This window comes from Streptomyces sp. NPDC093801, from assembly GCF_040701585.1.
Classification (GTDB): Bacteria; Actinomycetota; Actinomycetes; order Streptomycetales; family Streptomycetaceae; genus Streptomyces.
Genome location: NZ_JBFBDP010000005.1, coordinates 1 through 19,176, shown reverse-complemented (window position 1 = coordinate 19,176; position 19,176 = coordinate 1). Strand labels below are relative to the sequence as shown.

The window sequence follows — 19,176 nt, the reverse complement described above, 5'->3', positions numbered from 1 at the left end:
CAGCATGAGCGAGGACCTGTGGCCCCCGCATGCCCTGGATGATCCGGAAGTCGACACTCCGCCGACGTCCTCCAGGTCCGGCAGCGTCACCCTGATCATCCCGACCTTCAACGAGTCCGCCAACGTCGCCGAGCTGCTCCGGCAGCTGCGCTCCGCCCTGCCCGCCGGCCCGCCCTGCGAGGTCCTCTTCGTCGACGACTCCACCGACGACACCCCGGCCGTCATCGAGAAGGCCGCGTCCGACTGCCCGTTCCCGGTGGCCGTCCTGCACCGCGACAGCCCCTCGGGCGGCCTGGGCGGAGCCGTGGCCGAGGGCATCGCGCGGGCCTGCTCCGACTGGATCGTCGTCATGGACGCCGACCTCCAGCACCCGCCGCACCTGGTCCCCGAGCTGGTCGGCGCGGGCGACCGCACCGGGGCCGACCTCGTCGTCGCCTCCCGCTACCTGCCCGGCGGCAGCCGCGCCGGACTCGCCGGCGGCTACCGCGTCGCCGTCTCGCGCGGCGCTACCTGGCTGGCCAAGGGGCTCTTCCCGCGCGCCCTGCGCGGCATCAGCGACCCCATGAGCGGCTTCTTCGCCGTGCGCCGCCGGGCCGTCACCGCCGAGGCGCTGAAACCCCTCGGCTACAAGATCCTGCTGGAGCTGGCCGTCCGCTGCCGGCCGAAGAAGACCGCCGAGGTCCCCTTCGTCTTCCAGGACCGGTTCGCGGGCGAGTCCAAGTCCACCGCCCGCGAAGGGCTGCGCTTCCTGACCCACCTGGCCGCCCTCCGCTCGGCGAGCCCGCTCGCCCGGATGATCGGCTTCGGCCTGATCGGGCTCTCCGGCTTCGTCCCCAACCTCCTCGCGCTGTGGCTGCTCACCCACGCCGGGATGCAGTACCTGGCCGCCGAGGTGCTGGCCAACCAGGCCGGCGTGCTGTGGAACTTCCTCCTCATCGAGACCCTCCTCTTCCGCGACCGCCGCCGCCACCGCCACTGGGCGGACCGCGTCGGGCGCTTCGCCCTCCTCGCCAACGCCGACCTGCTGCTGCGCATCCCGCTGATCGCGCTGTTCGTCGCCCGGCTCGGCCTCGACGTCCTGCCCGCGACGGCCCTGGCGCTGGTCACCACCTTCGTCCTGCGCTTCGCCGCCACCGAAGCCCTCGTCTACCTGCCGCGCGGGCCGCGCGCGGCGGCCCGCACCCGTCCCACGACCAGGAGTTGAGCCGCACCGAAAGGACCACCGCATGCGAAGGACGATCCGACGGAGGGCGGGCCGCAGGGCCGCGCTGGCCGCCGTCGGGGCGATGACCGCAGGCCTGCTGCTCACCGCCCCGCAGCAGGCCACGGCCGGAGCACCCAACCTGCTCACCAATCCCGGCTTCGAGACCGCCGGCGCGCCCGGCTCCGACATGCCGTCGTGCTGGTCCAAGTCGGGCTGGGGCGACAACGACTTCACCTTCGCCACCGTCCCCGACGCCCACAGCGGCACCCGGGCCGTGAAGGTCTCGCTCACCCGCCGGGTCAGCGGCGACCGCAAGGCCCTGGTCACCGAGAACACCACCTGCGCCCCCACCGTCGTCCCGGGCCGGCAGTACGACCTGTCCGCCTGGTACAAGTCGAACACCCCGGACGTGGCGGTCACCGTCTTCCGCCACGACACCGCCGCCGGCTGGCAGTACTGGACCGACCTGCAGAACCCGCCGGTCAGCGCCGCCTGGTCGCGGACCCAGGTCCGTACGCCGGCCGTTCCCCCGAACACCGACAAGATCGCCTGGGGGCTGTCCGTGTACGGCGTGGGCACCCTCACCACCGACGACTACGCGCTGGAGGAAGTGGGCGCCGTCCCGCCCCGGCCCGGCTGCACGGGCACCGCCGAGGAGTGCACGAAGGGCAAGTGGGAGGTGATGGCGACGCAGAACCCGGTGCGCTCGATGCACGCCGTGGTCCTGAAGAACGGCAAGGTGCTGCTGATCGCCGGATCCGGCAACGACATCTCCCAGTTCAACGCCGGGACCTTCACCTCCGCCGTCTACGATCCCGTCGCCGGCACCGTCAGGACCGTCCCGACCCCGGTGGACATGTTCTGCTCCGGGCACGTGCAGCTGGCCGACGGCCGGGTGCTGGTGATGAGCGGCAACAAGGGCTACCCGTCCGCCGACGGCAGGATCGGCTACCAGGGGCTGAAGGACTCGTACGTCTTCGACCCGGCCACCGAGACGTACACGAGGACGAACGACATGAACGGCGGGCACTGGTACCCGTCCGCGACCCTCCTCGGCAACGGCGACGTGATCTCCTTCGGCGGGCTGAAGGAGGACTCCACCGGCAACGTCACCGCGGAGCGGTTCTCCGCGGCGCAGAACAGGTGGCTGCCGATGAACCAGGTCAACCAGACCTGGTCGTACTGGGGCCTGTACCCCTCGATGATCCTCATGCAGGACGGCCGGCTCTTCTACTCCGGCAGCCACACCTTCGGCAACGGCACCGCCGGATCCGGCTCCTCCGTCTACGACTACGACGCCAACACGGTCACCGACGTGCCCGGGCTGCGCAGGAAGGACGAGCGCGACGAGTCCGCGAGCGTCCTGCTGCCCCCGGCCCAGGACCAGCGGGTCCTGACCATCGGCGGCGGCAACAACGAGACCAATCCGGCCGCCAACCGGATCACCGACATCATCGACCTGAAGAAGCCCGCTCCCGCCTACACCGCGGGCCCCGACCTTCCCCAGGGACTCGTCGACACCGGGGCGGGCAAGCGCCCGCAGACCGGGGCCGAGGGCAAGATGTACGTCTCCGCCGTACTGCTGCCCGACGGCAAGGTGCTGGAGACGGGCGGCGGCCTGCACGACCGGGCCGACCCGGTCTTCGAGGCCTCCTTCTTCGACCCCGGGACCAACACCTACCAGGCGGGCCTGGCCACCGACCCGATCCCGCGGACCTACCACTCGGGCGCGTTCCTGCTGCCCGACGGCCGGGTCATGTCCGTCGGCGACAACCCGGGCAACGGCACCTACAACCACGCGGTGTCGATCTACACGCCGCCCTACCTGTTCAAGGGGCCGCGCCCGCAGCTCACTTCGGTGATCGACACCGAGTGGGTGTACGGGGACACCCAGCGGATCACCGTCGACCGGCCCATCGCCAAGGCGGAACTGATCCGCCCGGCGGCGGTCACCCACTCCTCCGATCCCAACCAGCGGTTCGTCGACCTGCCGATGACCGTGGTCAACAACACCACCATCGACCTCAACGTCACCAGCAACCCCAACCTGGCGCCACCGGGCTGGTACATGCTCTTCGGCGTCGACGCGGCCGGCATCCCCTCGGTCGCGACCTGGGTCCACCTGGGCGGGGCGCCCTCCACGAACGCCGCCCGGCAGGGGCCCGCCCCGCACGAGCACACCTTCGCGGACGGCCTGGCCGCACCGAAGGAGAACCCGCGGCAGCGGGCCTCCGTCCCGGTCGCGCCCACCGTGGCCGGCTGCGACCGGCACTACGGGACGGTCAACGTGTGCGTCCCGACGGCCTTCCCGGCGGAGGTCGCGCAGACCACCGCGGGCCGCTGCGACTGGCTGGCCGCACACCGGTTCCCGCAGCGGATGAAGGTCAACGGCAGCGACCCGCAGCGCCTGGACGCCGACGGGGACGGCTACACCTGCTGACTGCGCCGCCCGGCCGCCCGGCCGCCCGCGCACGGACCGGGGCCCCGCCGCACACCCGCGGCGGGGCCCCACGCGCAGGACGCGCCCGGAATGCGGGGCCCGGCCCGCCGTGCGATAACGGCAGCATGAAGCAGACCCCCGCGGCAGCGGCCGCGGAACTCAAGATCAGCTTCGCCGGGGCGGAGGCCGGGGCCGCGTCCGACGCCCTGGGACTGCGCCGGGAGGAGGGGCGGCCCCGGGTCATCCACTTCTGGGACCGGCCGGTCCGCGCGGCCGGCGCAGAGGTCTCCCTGCCCCTGCTGGACCGGGGGCTGATCCTGCGCCTGCGCCGGGACGCGGACGAGGGTCCGGACTCCAAGCGCAAGGCGGACCTGACCGTGAAGCTGCGCCCCTGCCCGCCGCTGCCCGGGGACTGGCAGGAGGACCGGGAGGAGGAGCACTGGGAGTTCAGGGTCGAGGAGGACCGGGCCGGCCCCGCGTTCACCCCGGTCCTGTCCGCCTCGCTGGAGGCCGCGCGGAAGTTCGGGGACGCCCTCGACGCCGAGGGCGGCGACCTGGAGGACCTGCTGGTCGAAGCGCAGCGCGAGCTCCTGGAGGCGGCCGGCGCCGAGGGGGAGGACCTCGGGGCGCTGACGGTGCTGGGGCCGGTGCACGCCGTCAAGTGGAAGCAGGACTGGGACGGGCTGCCCGGGTCCGTCGCGATCGAGGAGTGGACCACCCGCGGCGGGCTGCGGTTCCTGGAGGTGTCGGTCCGCACCGACCTCGGTGATGCGGCCGCGGCCCAGGACCTGCTCGCGGCCGGGCTCAAGGAGCGGGGCCTGGTCCCGCCGGCGACGGGCGAGACCAAGACCCGGGCCGTGCTGGCCGCCCTCGCCCGGAGCCTGCCGGTCTGACGGACCGGTCCGCCCGGCGTCCTCCGGTTGCTCGACGTCCCCCGGCTGCTCGACGTCCACCCGCCGCCCGGCGGGCCCGGGCGGCCCGGCGTCCCGCGGCCGCCCGGCGCGCCCCGCCCGCCCCGCACGGGACCGGCGGAGGGCCGGGCCCGTGCGGGGCGGTGTGCTCAGTGCGAGTAGGCGGCCAGCGAGATGCCGACGTAGTGCGCGACGAAGGCCGCCAGCGTCAGCGAGTGGAAGACCTCGTGGAAGCCGAAGACGCGGGGCGAGGGGTTGGGACGCTTGATCCCGTAGATGACCCCGCCCGCGCTGTAGAGGAGGCCGCCGACGATCACCAGCACCAGGACCGCGATGCCGCCGGTGCGCAGGAAGTCCGGCAGGAAGAAGACGGCGGCCCAGCCCATCGCTATGTAGCAGGGGGTGTAGAGCCAGCGCGGGGCGCCGACCCAGAAGACGCGGAAGGCGATGCCGGCCGCCGCGGCGAGCCACACCGCCCACAGCAGGGTCCGGCCGGTGGAGTCCGGCAGCAGCAGGACGGTGAGCGGGGTGTAGGTGCCCGCGATGATCAGGAAGATGTTGGCGTGGTCGAGCCGGCGCAGGACGGCCTCGCCGCGCGGGCCCCAGGTCCCGCGGTGGTAGACGGCGCTGACCCCGAAGAGCAGGCAGGCGGTGAGGATGTACACCCCGCACGCGACCCGCGCCCGCGTCGAGTCGGTGAAGGCCATCAGCACCAGGCCGGCGACCACCACGGCCGGGAACATTCCGGTGTGCAGCCAGCCGCGCATCAGCGGCTTGGCCGGTTCGGCCTCCGGAACTGCGCGTTCGGCCGGTGCGGCCGCTACGGCAGCGGCGTCAGAAGTCATGGTCGCCATGCTACCTACGGGTCCGTAGGTTTCCGTTATTCCTCTTTACGGAAGATTGACTGACGTGGCGATGCTCACGTGAGAGGCCCCCTGGACATATGCGCACATCCACCGGATGATCAGATGAGTGCGGTCGACACCGGATGAGCGGAGCGCGAAGCGTCCGGGTCGCGGCCCCCACGGGGCATACACCAAACAAACCCCTCAACAAGGAGCAATCGTGGCGCGCGACAACGCGGCTCCCACCCCTTCCCTCCCGACGACGCACCAGGAGCTGATCTCCTGGGTCGACGAGATCGCGGCCCTCACGCAGCCGGACCGCGTCGTCTGGTGCGACGGCTCCGAAGCCGAGTACGAGCGCCTGTGCGAGGAGCTCGTCGCCAAGGGCACGTTCAAGAAGCTCGACGAGACCAAGCGCCCGAACTCGTACTACGCCGCCTCCGACCCCTCCGACGTCGCGCGCGTCGAGGACCGGACCTTCATCTGCTCCGAGAAGGAGGAGGACGCGGGCCCGACCAACCACTGGAAGGCCCCTTCCGAGATGAAGGAGCTCTTCGCGGGCCGGGAGGGCATCTTCCGCGGCTCCATGAAGGGCCGCACGATGTACGTCGTGCCCTTCTGCATGGGCCCCCTCGGATCCGAGCTCTCCGCGATCGGCGTCGAGATCACCGACTCCGCCTACGTCGCGGTCGCCATGCGCACCATGACCCGCATGGGCAAGGCCGTCCTCGACGAGCTCGGCACCGACGGCTTCTTCGTCAAGGCCGTCCACACCCTCGGCGCCCCGCTCGCCGAGGGCGAGGCCGACGTCGCGTGGCCGTGCAACACCACCAAGTACATCTCGCACTTCCCCGAGACCCGCGAGATCTGGTCCTTCGGCTCCGGCTACGGCGGCAACGCCCTGCTCGGCAAGAAGTGCTACGCGCTGCGCATCGCCTCCGTCATGGCGCGCGACGAGGGCTGGCTCGCCGAGCACATGCTGATCCTCAAGCTCACCCCGCCGGCCGGCGAGGGCGAGACCAAGTACGTGGCGGCCGCGTTCCCGTCCGCCTGCGGCAAGACCAACCTCGCCATGCTCGAGCCGACCATCCCCGGCTGGACGGTCGAGACCATCGGCGACGACATCGCCTGGATGCGCTTCGGCGAGGACGGCCGCCTCTACGCGATCAACCCCGAGGCCGGCTTCTTCGGCGTCGCCCCGGGCACCGGCGAGCACACCAACGCCAACGCCATGAAGACGATGTACGCCAACACCGTCTTCACCAACGTCGCGCTCACCCCCGACGGCGGCGACGTCTGGTGGGAGGGCATGACCGAGGAGCCCCCGGCCGAGCTGATCGACTGGCGCGGCAACCCGTGGACCCCGGAGTCCGAGACCCCGGCCGCCCACCCCAACGCCCGCTTCGCCGTTCCGGCGTCGCAGTGCCCGACGATCGCCCCCGAGTGGGAGGACCCCAAGGGCGTCCCGATCTCCGCGATCCTCTTCGGCGGCCGCCGCGCCTCCGCCGTCCCCCTGGTCACCGAGTCCTTCGACTGGAACCACGGCGTCTTCATCGGATCGAACATCGCCTCCGAGAAGACCGCCGCCGCCGAGGGCAAGGTCGGCGAGCTGCGCCGCGACCCGTTCGCCATGCTGCCGTTCTGCGGCTACAACATGGGCGACTACATGGCCCACTGGGTCAAGGTCGCGGCCGACAAGGACCAGAGCAAGCTCCCGAAGATCTACTACGTGAACTGGTTCCGCAAGAACGACGCGGGCAAGTTCGTGTGGCCCGGATTCGGCGAGAACAGCCGCGTCCTGAAGTGGATCGTCGGCCGCCTCGACGGCAACGCCGAGGGCGTCGAGACCGCGATCGGCGTCCTGCCGACCAAGGCCGCCCTGGACCTCGACGGCCTCGACATCTCCGACGAGGACCTCGACTTCCTCCTCACCGTCGACAAGGACGTGTGGCGCGAGGAGGCCGCCCTGGTCCCCGAGCACCTCAACACCTACGGCGACCACACGCCGAAGGAGCTGTGGGAGCAGTACCACGCCCTGGTCGAGCGCCTGGGCTGAGCCCGACACGCCTGCCCCGATGCCGCAGGCCACATGAACGTGGGAGTCCCCGACCAAGGTTCTCCCACCGCTGTGGGAATCCCCGACCAAGGCTTTCCCATCGCAGCACACGCCTGACCGGCCGACGGAAGCCACTGTCCCGGCCGCCGTCGGTCCCGCCCCTCAGGAGCGCCCGCGCTCCTCGAGGTAGGCCGTGTGCGTCTGCTGACGGCGGGCCTCCCTGTCCTGGAGGCCCGCCGTCAGGCGTTCCGCCTCGTCGAACAGCACCGACAGCTGCCGCTCCAGGTGCCGCTCCGGCGACTCCCCGCCCGGCGTCAGCCGGGTCCACCAGCGGGTCCGGTTGTACGTGTCCACGCATTCCGGCACGTCCAGCCGGACCGCCCGCGACAGCGCGTGCACCGCGTCCGGGTCGGCCGCGAGGGCGTCCGTGACCCAGCCCGGCTCCAGCAGCGCCGCGTACACGTCCAGGACCTCGCCCAGCTTCCCCCCGGCGGCCGGCGGGAGCTCGACCTCCGCCACGTAGTCCCGCAGCCGGCCCAGGTCCTCCCGTACGGCCCCCAACTGCTCCGCGGTGCCCGGGAACAGCGGCACGGCCGCCCGCTCGGGCGGGGCGATCAGCGCCCCCGCCCCGTACAGGCCCGCGATCACCACCGGCCAGTACGCGCCCGCCGCCCCGGCCAGGGTCAGGGCCAGGCCGGCGAGGCCGCAGGCACTGCCGGCCAGGTTCTTCCTCGACTCCAGATATCCCAGTGCCCGCGCCGGCAGCCGGCCCGCAGGCCTACTGGTAGCCACGGATCTCCTCGAAGGCCCCGTCCAGCGAGCCGTTCCCGTTGGTGGCGTCGAAGAGCCGGCCACCCGTCAGCTCGGTGATGTGGCTCAGCTCCTTGCGGTCAGAGTCCCCGAACAGGACCGCAAAGACCGGAGTGTGCTTCTGCCCCTCGGGCAGTCCGGCGTAGAAGGAGTCGAAGTCCTGCACCCTGTCCCCGCTCTCCCCGTCCGTCATCAGGACGATCGACGTGAACGCGTCGGCGTTCCCCTGCCCCAGGTGCTGGTAGGCGGCCTTCAGGCTGCCGTACACCGCCGTGCCCCCCTCGGGGCGCAGGGACTTCACGTCCCCGCGGATCGCGTCCAGGGCCGGCCCCGGGTTCCCGGGCTCCACCACGTGCGTCAGCACCTCCTTCACCCCGTCGCCGAACGGCAGGAGGGTGACCTCCTCGCGGTCCCGGAACCGCTGCCCGGGACCCGAACTCCCCGTCCCGGTCAGATCCGTGAGCGCGTCGCGCAGCCGGCCGATGCGGTTGTCGCCGGCCATCGAACCGGAGGTGTCGAGCACGTACACCGTGCGGGAGGGCCGGCGCAGCTCGTTCTCGTACGAGGCCAGCAGCCCGTCGGCGACGGAGCGCGAGCCGGGGAAAGGCAGTTCGCGCCGCTTCTCGGCGTCCAGCCCGGCGGCCGGCGCCACCCCGGCCGCCACGGGACGGCGGAAGGTCCTCTCGGTGATGGCCTTCTGCGCCGCGTCGCCCCGCAGGTACTCCGTCAGCCGCCGGCCCGACTCGCGGGCCCCGGCGGGCGAGGAGGTCAGCAGGGCCAGCGGGTAGTGGGCCGTGACCACCCCGTCCTTGGGGCGGATGACCGTCAGGGGCGCCTTGGCGTCCTTGTTCATCGAGAGCAGCACCGACTCGTAGTTCACGAGGGCGTCGACGTCACCGCGCTGGGCGTAGGCCGTCGCGAGCCAGCCGGAGGAGCCGGAGGTCAGCTTCTGCCCGTTGAAGAAGCCCTTCAGACGGGGCCGTGCCTTCTGCACGTCCTCGTCGGTGAGGGCCGCCTGCGCCCCCGACAGCCCCGACGCCACCGAGACCAGCGCCGAGAAACCGGAGTTTGAGCGCACCGGGTCCGTCATCCCGTACGTCAGCTTCCCGGCCGCCACGGCCTCCTCGACCGCCGCCCAGGTCACCTCCTGCGGCTTCCAGCCGAGCCGGGCCAGCACCTCCGGCCGGACGCCGAGGGCGACCGGCGAGGACATCACCGGGGTCTCGTTCGCGAGCCGGGCGGCGGCCTCGGGGCGCAGGCGGAGGTAGTCGTCGGAGGAGAGCCAGATCGCGTCGTACTTCCCGTCCGCCTTGCCCGAGGACACCTGCTCGGCCGCGTCGAGCGTCCCCGACCAGGTGAAGTCGACGGAGACGCCGGTGGCGGCCTTCGCGTCCTTGAGGATCGGCTCCATATCGGCGAGCTCGCTGGAGGCCAGGACGCGCAGCCTGCCCTCCTTGTACTCCGCCGCCGGCTTCCCCGAGCCGGCGGAGTTCCCGCCGTCCGGCTTCCCGTCCGTGCAGGCCGAGGCCCCGAGCAGGGTCGCCGTCAGGGCCACGGCCGCCGCGAGACGTCTGCGCAGGCGCACGCCCACCGGTCCGTACCGCTTCATCGGTCACCGCCTTCCAGGGCGTTCGGCGTGCGGGTGCGGGCCAGGTACGCCGAGGCCGCCCGGAGCTCGCCCGTCAGGGACTCGACCGTCGCCGCCATGTTCTCGGCGGCCTGGGCCTTGAAGCCGTCGATCGCGTCGAGGGTCTGGTAGATCCGGCCGAAGGCCTCGCGCAGGGTCTCCGCCCCGACCGCGGGGTCGGCGGCGATCCGCTGGATCTCCCCGCTCTGGCCGGCCAGCATCTCGGCGTTCCCCCGGATCAGCTCCTCGGTGGTCCCGCGCAGGGCGTTGACCTGCTCGACCACCTTGCGCTGGCTGTCGAGCGCCGAGGCCAGCATCACGGCGATGCGCAGCGCCGAGACCGTGGTGGTCGCGGCCCGGTCGACGCCCTTGATCAGCTCGTCGTTGTTGCGCCGGACCACGTCCATCGCCAGGTAGCCCTGGGCGCAGACGGCCAGCTGGGTCAGCAGGTCCTGGTGCTTCTGGCGGACCGGGAACAGCACGTCGGAACGGAGCGCGTCCGCCCGGGCCGGGTCGGTGCGCCCGGCCTCGGCGATCCGCTCCCCGACGGCCGCGTCCAGGGCCTCGGTGAGGACCGCGTACTCCTGGAGCCTGCCCATGGTCTCCCACAGACGGGCCCGCTCGGTGTGCAGGGCCGCGTTGTCGCGGCGCAGCTCGTCCTGGCCGCCGCGCAGCGCCTGGACGATCCGGTTCAGGGTCTCCTGGGAGGAGGCGTACCGGGCGACGTGGTCGCGCAGCCGGTTGCCGCCGGGCAGCTTCGCCAGCAGCCTGCGGGCCCCCTTCGCGGGGGCCGCGGCCTGCGGGTCGAGGTCCTCGACGGTCCGGCGCAGCTCGACGAGCGACGCCTGCGGGTCGAGGTCCTCGACGGTCCGGCGCAGCTCGACGAGCGACCCGGCGACCCGGGCCTGGGCGTCACCGCCGCCGTCCGCGCCGATCGCGCGCACGGCCCGCTCCAGCATCCGGTTGGACTGGTCGGCGGCCGTGCGCATGTCGGAGGAGCCGAGCGCCGCGATGTCGTGGATACGGGCGGCGAACTCGGGGGAGCGCGTGTCGATCCCGGCGAGCTGCCCCACGTACTCGCCGGCCCGGCGGGACATCTCGTCGTGCACGCCCTCGTCCAGCGGGACGAGGCCGGAGGCCTGCTCCCGCTGCACGGCGGCCACGGGCTCGGGCGCCGTGAGGACGAGCGGGCTCCCGGCCCCGTCCCCGGGCGGCGTCAGCGGATACGTGGTCATCAGTTGTCCCCCTGGCCCTTGGCGCGGGCGGCCAGCGCCATCAGCACCTTGACGGTCGGAGCGCCCACCTGCCGGATCCCGGTCAGGCCCGGGTTGAGGTACCCGGCGTGGGGCGCGGTGGCGGCGGTGAACTCGGCGACGCCCTCCTGCGGGCGGAACCCGTGGCGCAGGGCGAGCCGGCGGAGCTCCGGGTCGGTGGCGAGGAGCGTGCCGAGCTCCTTCGTCTTCTCGTTGAGGGGGACGAAGGTGTGCGGGGAGTTGACGGTGGTGTCCGGGTAGAGCACGACCATGCTGCCCACCTCGGCGTTCGTCTGCTTCTGCATGAGGAGGGAGGCCACCTGGGACTCGTAGGCCAGGATCAGGGGCTCGCCGCTGCCGCTGATGAAGGCGCGGAACGGGTCGTCGGTGGAGGGTTCCAGGGCGCCCTGGACCTGGATCAGCTTGCGCAGGAGCGGCGCGGTGCGGGCGATCCCGGCGTCGTCGGAGACGACCGCGCCGCCGTTGGCCACGTTGGAGGCGGCGGCGATGAACAGGGCGCCGGAGTTGGAGGTGGCGGGGTCGGTGGTCTTGACGAAGACCCGCCCGGCCAGCTCCGGGTAGCCTGCGGAGCCCGTGAGCTGCTGCCAGTTCCGGTCCTCGGAGGCCGCCTTGAGGTACGGCTCCATCAGGAGGGTGCCCGAGTTCTTGCCGGTCATCCGGACCAGGCCGTTGTCCGCGAGGACCTTGGCCGCGTTGGCCCGGGCGATGACGACGAGGGGGGAGAAGAACGGCTTGGCGGTCTGCGCCCCCTTCACCCCGGCCGCGGCCTCGATCTCCTGCGCGGGCTCACTGCTGCTGGGGAAGGCGAAGTCGAACTCCTTGAGGGCCAGCTGGTCCATGGCCCAGGAGCCCGAGGTCTCCGTCTTCACGGTGTAGCCCTTGGCTGCAAGGGCCTTGACGACGTCGGGATCACGGAAGAACTCGGACTTCTCCGATCCGATGACGCCGCGCACGGTCTTCGTTGCCGTGCCCTCTGTTGCGTTCCCCCCGAGAACGACGACGGCGATCACGCCGCCTATCAGGAGGACCGCCAGAGCGATTCCTAGGATGCGTCTCACGGGTGCAGCCTGCTCACGGAAACCCACATTCCGCGAGGCGTTGGGTGAACGGCCGGTGTCCAGGCGGTCCCGCTTCGAAATGCTGTGTGAGCGGGTGGTTGCTGGCGGCGTGCCCGCCGTACCGGGAGGATCGGGGGCATGGCACTGAAATGGCAGGGCTGGGCGGTCGGCCTCGTCGCCCTGGCCGGTCTCCTGGTGTTCGCCCCGCTGGGCCTGTACGTGTGGGCCAGCAGCCCGGCCCGCCCGCCGGCCGCGTCCGCCCCGCCCCCGGAGGTCCGGGTCACCGACTGCCGCATCGACCCGGCGAGCCGGCGCGTCCTGGCGGTGGTGGAGGCCCGGGGCGGACAGGGCTCGTACGTGGTCACGGTCGAGTTCCGCGACCGCCGCCCGTCCCTCCCGGACGCCCGCACGTCCCGCTCCCTGGCCCGCCTCCCGGGCCTCACCCCGGACACCCCGCCGGCCCGCACGGAGGCCATCGGCCCGGTCTGGCCCCCGTCGACCCCGCCGTGGTGCGGCGTGGCGGCGGTGGCACCGGAGCCCACGCACGACTGAGAAGCCCGCCGCCTCCCCGGATGCAGGCCGGAACCGGGGCCCCGGCGGGGTCCGGCCCTCACCCCCGCGAGGGACTCGTGTCGCGGGTGTGCGGTGGGTCGTAGGCGGGCACGACGTTGGCGACGGCCGTGGTGAACTCCCGGTTTGACCTGTCCCGGATATAGGCCAGTTCCATCCAGCGCTCGGTTCCGGTGTCCGAGACGTTCTCGTTGACCACGGCCATCAGCACGCCCTCCACGCCAGAAGCGATGTCGCGAACGCGGCGGCGGAGAAGGCGGTGCGGGACGTACTCGTACTGCTCACTCATCCGGTGCCGCCTCGAAGGTGTGGAGGAAGCGCTCCCAACCGGCGAGCGCGCGATCCAGGAGCTCGGCACTGGGGGAGCACGCGGCTCTCGCCCCGGCAATACCCGATGCGTCGCATGGCGCATCGGGGCAGTGACTCCGATCGGTGTGGGACGTTGCCATGCCTGAACCTCCGCATTCCGCAAGCCATGGCGCTTGCAACAACCTCAGGAAAGCGGAGTGAATCGGGTACCTCCACGGCAGTCATGCGGCAGGCTTGATGCAAATCCGTGCAGGGGTCCCAAACGGACCAGAGGCACAAGAAGAGGTCGCATGGGACTGCCGGAACGGCGCAAGACCTTGGGTTACAGTCAGGAGAAATTGGCCGAGTTGCTTGGCGTGGACCGTACAACGGTCGGGCGCTGGGAAGGCGGCAAGATCACACCGCAGCCGTGTCAGCGGCCCGGCTTGGCACGCGCCTTGGACATCAGCCTCCAAGAGCTGGAAGCTCTCCTGTCGCCGCCACAGGCCGTAGAGCGGGGGACCGCGGAGCAGAAATCCACTGACCGCCCGAGCGTGGGAGACCCCGACGAGATGATCCGCCGTGAATTCCTCCGCATACTCACCGTCAGCGGTGCGCTGAGCGTCCTTCCGCTCGACGAGGCAGAGGCCCTTGCCGACGGTGTGCACCGGGGCAACCCGGACGACTTCGCCCGCATGAACGGTCACCTCTGGCAGGTCTACCAACTCGCCCGGACCAAAGGGACGGTCCACCCTGTCGTCCGCGATCAATTGACCACGCTGAAGGAGGCCCTCTCCGGGGAACGGCGCGGCAATTCGCTCCTGCTCCTCAACGCGGCGGCCGACCTCTTCCAACTGGCCGGCGAGGTTGCCTTCGACGCCAACCGATACGCAGACGCAGCCGCTTCCTATGCCCTTGCGGCATCCGTCGGCAAGGAAGCCGACGCCTACGACCTGTGGGCGTGTGCTCTCGTCCGTCACGCGTACGTGGATCTGTCCGAGCGCAAGTACCGCGAAGCAGCAGACATCCTGCATGCGGCGGAGCGCGTGGCTGCCCGCGGCGACAGCACCCTGTCCACCCGGCACTGGGTCGCTTCGGTACAGGCGGAGGTACTGGCCGGCTCGGGCGATCTGGCCGGGTGCGAGCGGGCCCTTGCGCGCGCCGAAGAGGTGCAGCACCTCGCCGGCGACAGCGCGAACGGCGGGTGGCTCCGCTTCGACGGCACCCGGCTGGCCGAGGAACGCGGTGCGCGGTACGTGCAGCTCGGCCGTTTCGATCTCGCAGAAGAGGTACTCACCAAGGCTTTGGACCACAGCGCTCTGGCTTTCGGGCACTCCTACCGTCGAAGAGGTGCGGTACTGGCGGACCTCGCTGTGATCGGCGTCAAGCGCAGGGATTCCGATCAGGTGGTGGCGTTCACCCGCGAGGCACTGGACCTTGCCCACGCCTCATCATCGGGATACATCGCCCGTAGACTCCGAAGCCTGTGCGACGAGTTCGGCCCCCTGAGCCGTGACCACCGTGTTGCGGGGCTGAGGGCGGAGATCGCCTCGCTGAGCACACCGTGACGAAAGGGGTTGGCATGGCGCAGGCCGAAGGCGCGCGACTGTTCCGGGAGGCCTGGATCGCGGGGGTGCGTCGGCACTTTCCCGGAGAGCCGAAGGCCGGTTACGTGACCCCGTGGGACGACACCCCGCAGTGGGAGCGCGAGGCCGCAGGGGCGGTTTACGCCCAGGTGCGTCAGTTCATCGAGCTCAGCGATGCCAGGACGGACCGGCTGACCCGGGAGCAGAAGGGCCGCTTCGTCGCCCTCTGCTGGACTGCCCAGATGTTCAAGCACTTCGACGTTCCGAAGTCGGGCTACGTCGCCGACTGGTCTGACCTTCCGGCCTGGCAGCGGGAGACCGATGCGGACATCTTCGAGGCGATCGAGAAGGCGACTGCCCGATGGGAAGATCGCCGCTGATCACGCATCTCGCCTGGGGGGAGATGGAGATCGAAGGGCTCGCGGCAGGAAAGGACTTCGTGCTGTATCCAGGCGGCGGGCAGCCGTGGGACTGGAACGAGCACGGGACTCGCCACGAGCCGGGGATCCAGCCGGGCGACGCGCGGGAACTCCTTGAGCGCGGGTGCACGGTCGTCGTGCTGAGCCAGGGCATGGACCGGCAGCTGAAGACGATGCCGGAGACGCTGCTCCTGCTTCGGGGAGCGGGCGTCGCCGTGCACGTCGAGGAGACGCGTGAGGCCGTAGGCCTCTACAACCGGCTGGCGGAGGAGGACGAAGCCGTCGGCGGGCTGTTCCACTCGACTTGCTGACGGTTCATGCTCGGATGAGGCCGCACGAGCCCCGGACGGGCCGCAGACGCTGAGAAGCGGGAAGCGCGTAGCGATCTGATACGTGCGGGAGGCTCCGATCGCATGGGTGGCGGGCCCGGATGGCCGGCGAGGTGCCCCCCCGACGACCTCGCCTGATCGCTGGTCCCGCCGCATGCCCCCGGGCCCGCGCCGCGGGGGTGGCCGGGGGAGGTGCGTGGCGCCCGGTCCGGAGCCTCCGCGGCCCCGGACCGGGGCCGTCAGTGGGCGCCGGCCAGGTGGGCGGCGGCGGCGTGGGCGTCCATGCGCTGGGCGGCGAGGATGGCCACGGCGGTGTCGGCGCGGGAGGCGGCGACGAGGAGGGCGCGGGCGGCGAGGTCGTGGGCGCGGCGGTGCAGGGTGGCGGTGTCGGCGCCGTCGGCCAGGGCCGGGTAGGAGACCCGTACCGGCTGGGACCCGCGCAGGCGGGCCACCTGCTCCGCGATGCGGGCGGCGCCGCCGTCCTCCATGCCGAGTTCGTCGGTGACGGCCAGCAGGGCCGCGAGGTGCCCGGCGAGCTGGATGTCGAGGGCTTCGCCCCGGCTGCTGTGCGGGTACTGGGGTTCGCTGCGGTTGCCGTCCACGACGTGGACGGCCGACTTGGAACGGATCGGCTCGTACATGAGGAGGCCTCCTGCGGGGTCAGGAGACCATCCTACCTTGGATCCGTTCTAAAGTTGAGCTGTATCCGGAGTCTGGGACGGCGCCCCCGCGTCCCGTCCGTCAGTGCTGGCCGTAGCCGTCCAGGAAGCGGCCGATGCGGGTCACGGCGTCCGCGAGGTCCGTGGCGTTGGGCAGCGTCACGATGCGGAAGTGGTCCGGTTCGGGCCAGTTGAAGCCCGTGCCGTGCACGACCATGATCTTCTCGGCCCGCAGCAGGTCCAGGACCATCTGCCGGTCGTCCTTGATCTTGTAGACCGCCGGGTCCAGCTTCGGGAACAGGTACAGCGCGCCCTTCGGCTTCACGCACGTCACGCCCGGGATCTGCGTGAGCAGGTCGTACGCCGTGTCGCGCTGCTCCAGCAGCCGCCCGCCGGGGAGCACCAGGTCGACGATCGACTGCCGCCCGCCGAGCGCGGTGGCCACCGCGTGCTGCGAGGGCATGTTCGCGCACAGGCGCATGTTCGCGAGGATCGTCAGGCCCTCGATGTACGAGGAGGCGTGCTTCTTGGGGCCGCAGACCGCCATCCAGCCGGCCCGGTAGCCGGCGACGCGGTAGTTCTTGGAGAGGCCGTTGAAGGTGAGGACCATCAGGTCCGGGGCGATGGCCGCGGTGTTCGTGTGCGTGGCGCCGTCGTAGAGGATCCGGTCGTAGATCTCGTCCGAGCAGACGATCAGGTTGTGGCGGCGCGCGATGTCCGTCAGGCCCCGCAGCATCTCGTCGTCGTAGACGGCGCCGGTCGGGTTGTTCGGGTTGATGATCACGAGCGCCTTGGTGCGGTCGGTGATCTTGCGCTCGATGTCCGCCAGGTCGGGCATCCAGTCGGACTGCTCGTCGCACCGGTAGTGCACGGCGGTGCCGCCCGCCAGGCTGACGGACGCCGTCCACAGCGGGTAGTCGGGGGCGGGGACCAGCACCTCGTCGCCGTCGTCGAGCAGCGCCTGCATCGACATCTGGATCAGCTCGGAGACGCCGTTGCCGAGGTAGATGTCCTCGACGTCCAGGTCGATGCCCTTGGTCTGGTAGTGCTGCATGACCGCGCGCCTGGCCGACAGCAGGCCCTTCGCGTCCCCGTAGCCGTGGGCGTTGCCCAGGTTGCGGAGCATGTCCTCGAGGATCTCCGGCGGGCACTCGAAACCGAAGGCCGCGGGGTTGCCGGTGTTGAGCTTGAGGATGCGATGACCTGCCGCTTCGAGCCGCATCGCCTCTTCGAGGACGGGTCCGCGGATCTCGTAGCAGACATTGGCGAGTTTCGTTGACTGGATCACCTGCATGACGGGAGCTTACGGGCCTCTCTGCTCGTCCGCTGGGGCATTCCGGCCGGACACGGGGGAGTGAAATGTCCCGTTTCAACTGATGGACGGGTGGCTTCCCCGTCCACCCTTTGAAACGGCGGCCTCCCGGCCGCTCCGGCCTGCGGATCGGATGGGCGGGTGGTGGCGGCATCCACTCCAGTGTTGCGCTCGTCACCCCCGCCGGGCCACCGCCGCGCCCCCGTGACCCGAACGGGTCCGGCCCAACTCCCGGGCCCCTGGCGCCTCGCCCTCCGCCGGTGCCCCCGGACGGGGGGCGGGCCTGCGGTTCCGCCCCCTGGACCGGGATTGACGGAGGGGATTCTTTAGGTGAGCCTTACCTTGCTTTGACGCGGCGGACGGTGCCGCGTACGCCCGTTCCCACCCCGGAGCCCACCGCCATGTCCTCCTCCGCAGCCAGACTCTCGCCCCGCCCCGTCCGCCTGTACGACTCCTGGTGGACCGTGGCGGCGGGCGCGCTGTGCGCGCTGGTCGTCCTGGCGGCGGGGCTGTGGTGCTCCCTCCATCTCCAGGCCGACGCGGCCATGCACTCCGCCGCGCTCTTCGCGCACCTGGCCTCGCTGGTCCTCGGCTTCGGCGCGGTGCTCTCCGCCGACTACTACGGCGTCCTGTGGGCCACCGGCCGCTGCACCCTGGACGAGGTGGTCGCCGCGACCGCCCGCCTGCACGTGCCGATCTGGGCCGGCCTCGGCGGGCTCGTGGTCAGCGGACTGATGCTGCACCCCGACATCCACTCCCCGCTGACCCTCACCAAGCTCGGCCTGGTCGCGGCCCTCACCGTGAACGGTCTCCAGGCGGGCCTGCTGGGCCGCCGCCTCGGATCCGTCGAGGGCGAGGCCGGGCGGGGGCTGCTGCTCTGGGGCGGCGTGACCGCCCTGGTCTCCCAGGCCTGCTGGTGGGGCGCGGTCGTCATCGGCTTCCTCAACACCAACGGCTGACCCGCCCCGCCCCCGCTCCGGCGAGGTGACATCCCGGGCCCCGGCGCGGGCCCCCGGCCGGCGGGCCGTGGCAGCATCGGCGCCATGCGCTACCGATACGCCACCGAGGCCGACGCGCCCGCCCTGGCCCGGCTGTTCGCCGCCAACCACCACGACGCCCTGACCGAGGAGCAGCGCGCCGCGCAGGGCTTCGTCCAGGGCTCCTTCGACGCCGCCACCCTGCGGGACATGGCTGCGGCCGGGGAGCTGCTGGTGGCCGACGACGGGCAGGGCCGGATCGCCGGGCTGCTCGCGCTGTCGGTCGCCGCGGACATGGCCGACCCGCCGGCGGCGGTGACCGGGCTGCTGCGGGCCCAGGCGGGCCTCGTCTGGCGCGGCCGCCCGCTGGGCGAGGTGCCGTGGCTGCTGTACGGGCCGGTGGTGGTGGACGCCGGCTTCCGGGGGCACGGCGTGGCCCGGGGCCTGTTCGCGCGGGCCGTCGAGGCCTCGGCGGGCCGCGCCGAGGCCCTGGTGGCCTTCATCGAGGCGGGCAACGCCCCCTCCTGGCGGGTGCACGTCGACGCCTTCGGCATGACCCCGCTCGGCGAGTACACCGTCTCCGGCCGCACCTACCACGCGGTGGCCACCCCCGCCGGGGCGTAGGCGGAACCCGGGCCGTGCCTTCCGGGCCGGGCTGGGCCGGGCCCGCGACGGCCCGATCCGAAAGGCGCGGCCCGGCCTAGCTGTATTGCCCGGTGAGGTTGGGGACGCGGCTGGCGGGTGGTTTGCCTGCGAGCGCGGTGTGTCCGCGGTGGTGATTGTAGGTGTGGAGCCACTGGGGGAAGGCGTC

General features: G+C 71.9%; 18 protein-coding genes and 1 pseudogene. 10 read left to right on the top strand and 9 right to left on the bottom strand.

Annotation, left to right across the window (positions count from 1 at the left end):
* Positions 1–4: 4 nt before the first annotated feature.
* The 3 genes from AB0469_RS06735 to AB0469_RS06725 all read left to right on the top strand — a co-directional run bounded on the left by AB0469_RS06735 (position 5) and on the right by AB0469_RS06725 (position 4,537).
* The gene (locus AB0469_RS06735; RefSeq protein ID WP_366450268.1) at positions 5–1,204 is read left to right on the top strand and encodes a glycosyltransferase family 2 protein; all 1,200 of its coding nucleotides are present in this window, start codon (positions 5–7) and stop codon (positions 1,202–1,204) included.
* Positions 1,205–1,226: 22 nt separating this feature from the next.
* On the top strand, positions 1,227–3,644 hold the full coding sequence (locus AB0469_RS06730; RefSeq protein WP_366450267.1) for a galactose oxidase-like domain-containing protein: 2,418 nt from the start codon (positions 1,227–1,229) through the stop codon (positions 3,642–3,644).
* Between the two features lie 125 nt (positions 3,645–3,769).
* On the top strand, positions 3,770–4,537 hold the full coding sequence (locus AB0469_RS06725; protein WP_366450266.1) for a hypothetical protein: 768 nt from the start codon (positions 3,770–3,772) through the stop codon (positions 4,535–4,537).
* A 167-nt stretch (positions 4,538–4,704) separates the two neighbouring features.
* On the opposite strand, the gene AB0469_RS06720 is transcribed toward AB0469_RS06725, so the two are convergent.
* Positions 4,705–5,409, bottom strand: a complete 705-nt coding sequence (locus AB0469_RS06720) for a hemolysin III family protein (RefSeq protein WP_366450265.1) — start codon at positions 5,407–5,409, stop codon at positions 4,705–4,707.
* Positions 5,410–5,620: 211 nt separating this feature from the next.
* Between AB0469_RS06720 and AB0469_RS06715 the strand changes: the two genes are divergently transcribed.
* Positions 5,621–7,456, top strand: a complete 1,836-nt coding sequence (locus AB0469_RS06715; protein WP_366450264.1) for a phosphoenolpyruvate carboxykinase (GTP) — start codon at positions 5,621–5,623, stop codon at positions 7,454–7,456.
* A gap of 162 nt (positions 7,457–7,618) precedes the next feature.
* On the opposite strand, the gene AB0469_RS06710 is transcribed toward AB0469_RS06715, so the two are convergent.
* Genes AB0469_RS06710 through AB0469_RS06695 form a run of 4 tightly spaced genes read right to left on the bottom strand, consistent with a single transcriptional unit; the run spans position 7,619 to position 12,225 of the window.
* Complete coding sequence (locus tag AB0469_RS06710) at positions 7,619–8,248, bottom strand: hypothetical protein (RefSeq protein WP_366450263.1); 630 nt, start codon at positions 8,246–8,248, stop codon at positions 7,619–7,621.
* Entirely contained in the window at positions 8,235–9,875 is a 1,641-nt protein-coding gene (locus tag AB0469_RS06705) for a VWA domain-containing protein (RefSeq protein WP_366450262.1), read from the bottom strand. The genes AB0469_RS06710 and AB0469_RS06705 overlap by 14 nt, the downstream gene beginning before the upstream one ends.
* Positions 9,872–11,128: a toxic anion resistance protein gene (locus AB0469_RS06700; RefSeq protein WP_366450261.1), complete on the bottom strand. Its 1,257-nt coding sequence runs from the start codon at positions 11,126–11,128 to the stop codon at positions 9,872–9,874. Before AB0469_RS06700 ends, AB0469_RS06705 begins: the two co-directional genes overlap by 4 nt.
* Positions 11,128–12,225 (bottom strand): substrate-binding domain-containing protein, encoded by a 1,098-nt coding sequence (locus AB0469_RS06695; protein WP_366450260.1) that lies wholly within the window; start codon positions 12,223–12,225, stop codon positions 11,128–11,130. Before AB0469_RS06695 ends, AB0469_RS06700 begins: the two co-directional genes overlap by 1 nt.
* 138 nt (positions 12,226–12,363) lie before the next feature.
* Here AB0469_RS06695 and AB0469_RS06690 point away from each other — a divergent pair, with 138 nt between their 5' ends.
* Positions 12,364–12,777, top strand: coding sequence for a hypothetical protein (locus tag AB0469_RS06690; protein ID WP_366450259.1), 414 nt, complete (start codon positions 12,364–12,366; stop codon positions 12,775–12,777).
* Between the two features lie 58 nt (positions 12,778–12,835).
* Here AB0469_RS06690 and AB0469_RS06685 read toward each other — a convergent pair whose 3' ends face one another.
* The gene (locus tag AB0469_RS06685; protein WP_366450258.1) at positions 12,836–13,084 is read right to left on the bottom strand and encodes a hypothetical protein; all 249 of its coding nucleotides are present in this window, start codon (positions 13,082–13,084) and stop codon (positions 12,836–12,838) included.
* A 310-nt stretch (positions 13,085–13,394) separates the two neighbouring features.
* Between AB0469_RS06685 and AB0469_RS06680 the strand changes: the two genes are divergently transcribed.
* The 3 genes from AB0469_RS06680 to AB0469_RS06670 are packed head-to-tail and all read left to right on the top strand — an operon-like array spanning position 13,395 to position 15,399.
* On the top strand, positions 13,395–14,651 hold the full coding sequence (locus AB0469_RS06680) for a helix-turn-helix domain-containing protein (RefSeq protein WP_366450257.1): 1,257 nt from the start codon (positions 13,395–13,397) through the stop codon (positions 14,649–14,651).
* A gap of 14 nt (positions 14,652–14,665) precedes the next feature.
* Positions 14,666–15,049 (top strand): hypothetical protein, encoded by a 384-nt coding sequence (locus AB0469_RS06675; protein WP_366450256.1) that lies wholly within the window; start codon positions 14,666–14,668, stop codon positions 15,047–15,049.
* On the top strand, positions 15,031–15,399 hold the full coding sequence (locus AB0469_RS06670) for an MTH938/NDUFAF3 family protein (RefSeq protein WP_366450255.1): 369 nt from the start codon (positions 15,031–15,033) through the stop codon (positions 15,397–15,399). Before AB0469_RS06675 ends, AB0469_RS06670 begins: the two co-directional genes overlap by 19 nt.
* Positions 15,400–15,656: 257 nt before the next feature.
* Here the strand turns inward: AB0469_RS06670 and AB0469_RS06665 are convergent, their stop codons facing one another.
* Entirely contained in the window at positions 15,657–16,058 is a 402-nt protein-coding gene (locus AB0469_RS06665) for a hypothetical protein (RefSeq protein WP_366450254.1), read from the bottom strand.
* Between the two features lie 100 nt (positions 16,059–16,158).
* Complete coding sequence (locus AB0469_RS06660) at positions 16,159–17,370, bottom strand: pyridoxal phosphate-dependent aminotransferase (RefSeq protein WP_366450253.1); 1,212 nt, start codon at positions 17,368–17,370, stop codon at positions 16,159–16,161.
* A gap of 419 nt (positions 17,371–17,789) precedes the next feature.
* Between AB0469_RS06660 and AB0469_RS06655 the strand changes: the two genes are divergently transcribed.
* Both AB0469_RS06655 and AB0469_RS06650 read left to right on the top strand, forming a co-directional pair.
* Positions 17,790–18,347 (top strand): hypothetical protein, encoded by a 558-nt coding sequence (locus AB0469_RS06655; protein WP_366450252.1) that lies wholly within the window; start codon positions 17,790–17,792, stop codon positions 18,345–18,347.
* A gap of 84 nt (positions 18,348–18,431) precedes the next feature.
* Positions 18,432–18,989 (top strand): GNAT family N-acetyltransferase, encoded by a 558-nt coding sequence (locus tag AB0469_RS06650; protein WP_366450251.1) that lies wholly within the window; start codon positions 18,432–18,434, stop codon positions 18,987–18,989.
* 76 nt (positions 18,990–19,065) lie between these two features.
* Here AB0469_RS06650 and AB0469_RS06645 read toward each other — a convergent pair.
* A pseudogene (locus tag AB0469_RS06645) lies at positions 19,066–19,176 on the bottom strand (IS481 family transposase); the annotation flags it as partial.

Excerpts from the sequence above, each read along its gene's own strand:
- AB0469_RS06735 (WP_366450268.1), top strand. The coding sequence starts at position 5 with ATGAGCGAGGACCTGTGGCCCCCGCATGCCCTGGATGATCCGGAAGTC.
- AB0469_RS06730 (WP_366450267.1), top strand. The coding sequence starts at position 1,227 with ATGCGAAGGACGATCCGACGGAGGGCGGGCCGCAGGGCCGCGCTGGCC.
- AB0469_RS06725 (WP_366450266.1), top strand. The coding sequence starts at position 3,770 with ATGAAGCAGACCCCCGCGGCAGCGGCCGCGGAACTCAAGATCAGCTTC.
- AB0469_RS06720 (WP_366450265.1), bottom strand. The coding sequence starts at position 5,409 with ATGGCGACCATGACTTCTGACGCCGCTGCCGTAGCGGCCGCACCGGCC.
- AB0469_RS06705 (WP_366450262.1), bottom strand. The coding sequence starts at position 9,875 with ATGAAGCGGTACGGACCGGTGGGCGTGCGCCTGCGCAGACGTCTCGCG.
- AB0469_RS06700 (WP_366450261.1), bottom strand. The coding sequence starts at position 11,128 with ATGACCACGTATCCGCTGACGCCGCCCGGGGACGGGGCCGGGAGCCCG.
- AB0469_RS06690 (WP_366450259.1), top strand. The coding sequence starts at position 12,364 with ATGGCACTGAAATGGCAGGGCTGGGCGGTCGGCCTCGTCGCCCTGGCC.
- AB0469_RS06685 (WP_366450258.1), bottom strand. The coding sequence starts at position 13,084 with ATGAGTGAGCAGTACGAGTACGTCCCGCACCGCCTTCTCCGCCGCCGC.
- AB0469_RS06680 (WP_366450257.1), top strand. The coding sequence starts at position 13,395 with ATGGGACTGCCGGAACGGCGCAAGACCTTGGGTTACAGTCAGGAGAAA.
- AB0469_RS06675 (WP_366450256.1), top strand. The coding sequence starts at position 14,666 with ATGGCGCAGGCCGAAGGCGCGCGACTGTTCCGGGAGGCCTGGATCGCG.
- AB0469_RS06670 (WP_366450255.1), top strand. The coding sequence starts at position 15,031 with ATGGGAAGATCGCCGCTGATCACGCATCTCGCCTGGGGGGAGATGGAG.
- AB0469_RS06665 (WP_366450254.1), bottom strand. The coding sequence starts at position 16,058 with ATGTACGAGCCGATCCGTTCCAAGTCGGCCGTCCACGTCGTGGACGGC.
- AB0469_RS06660 (WP_366450253.1), bottom strand. The coding sequence starts at position 17,370 with ATGCAGGTGATCCAGTCAACGAAACTCGCCAATGTCTGCTACGAGATC.
- AB0469_RS06655 (WP_366450252.1), top strand. The coding sequence starts at position 17,790 with ATGTCCTCCTCCGCAGCCAGACTCTCGCCCCGCCCCGTCCGCCTGTAC.
- AB0469_RS06650 (WP_366450251.1), top strand. The coding sequence starts at position 18,432 with ATGCGCTACCGATACGCCACCGAGGCCGACGCGCCCGCCCTGGCCCGG.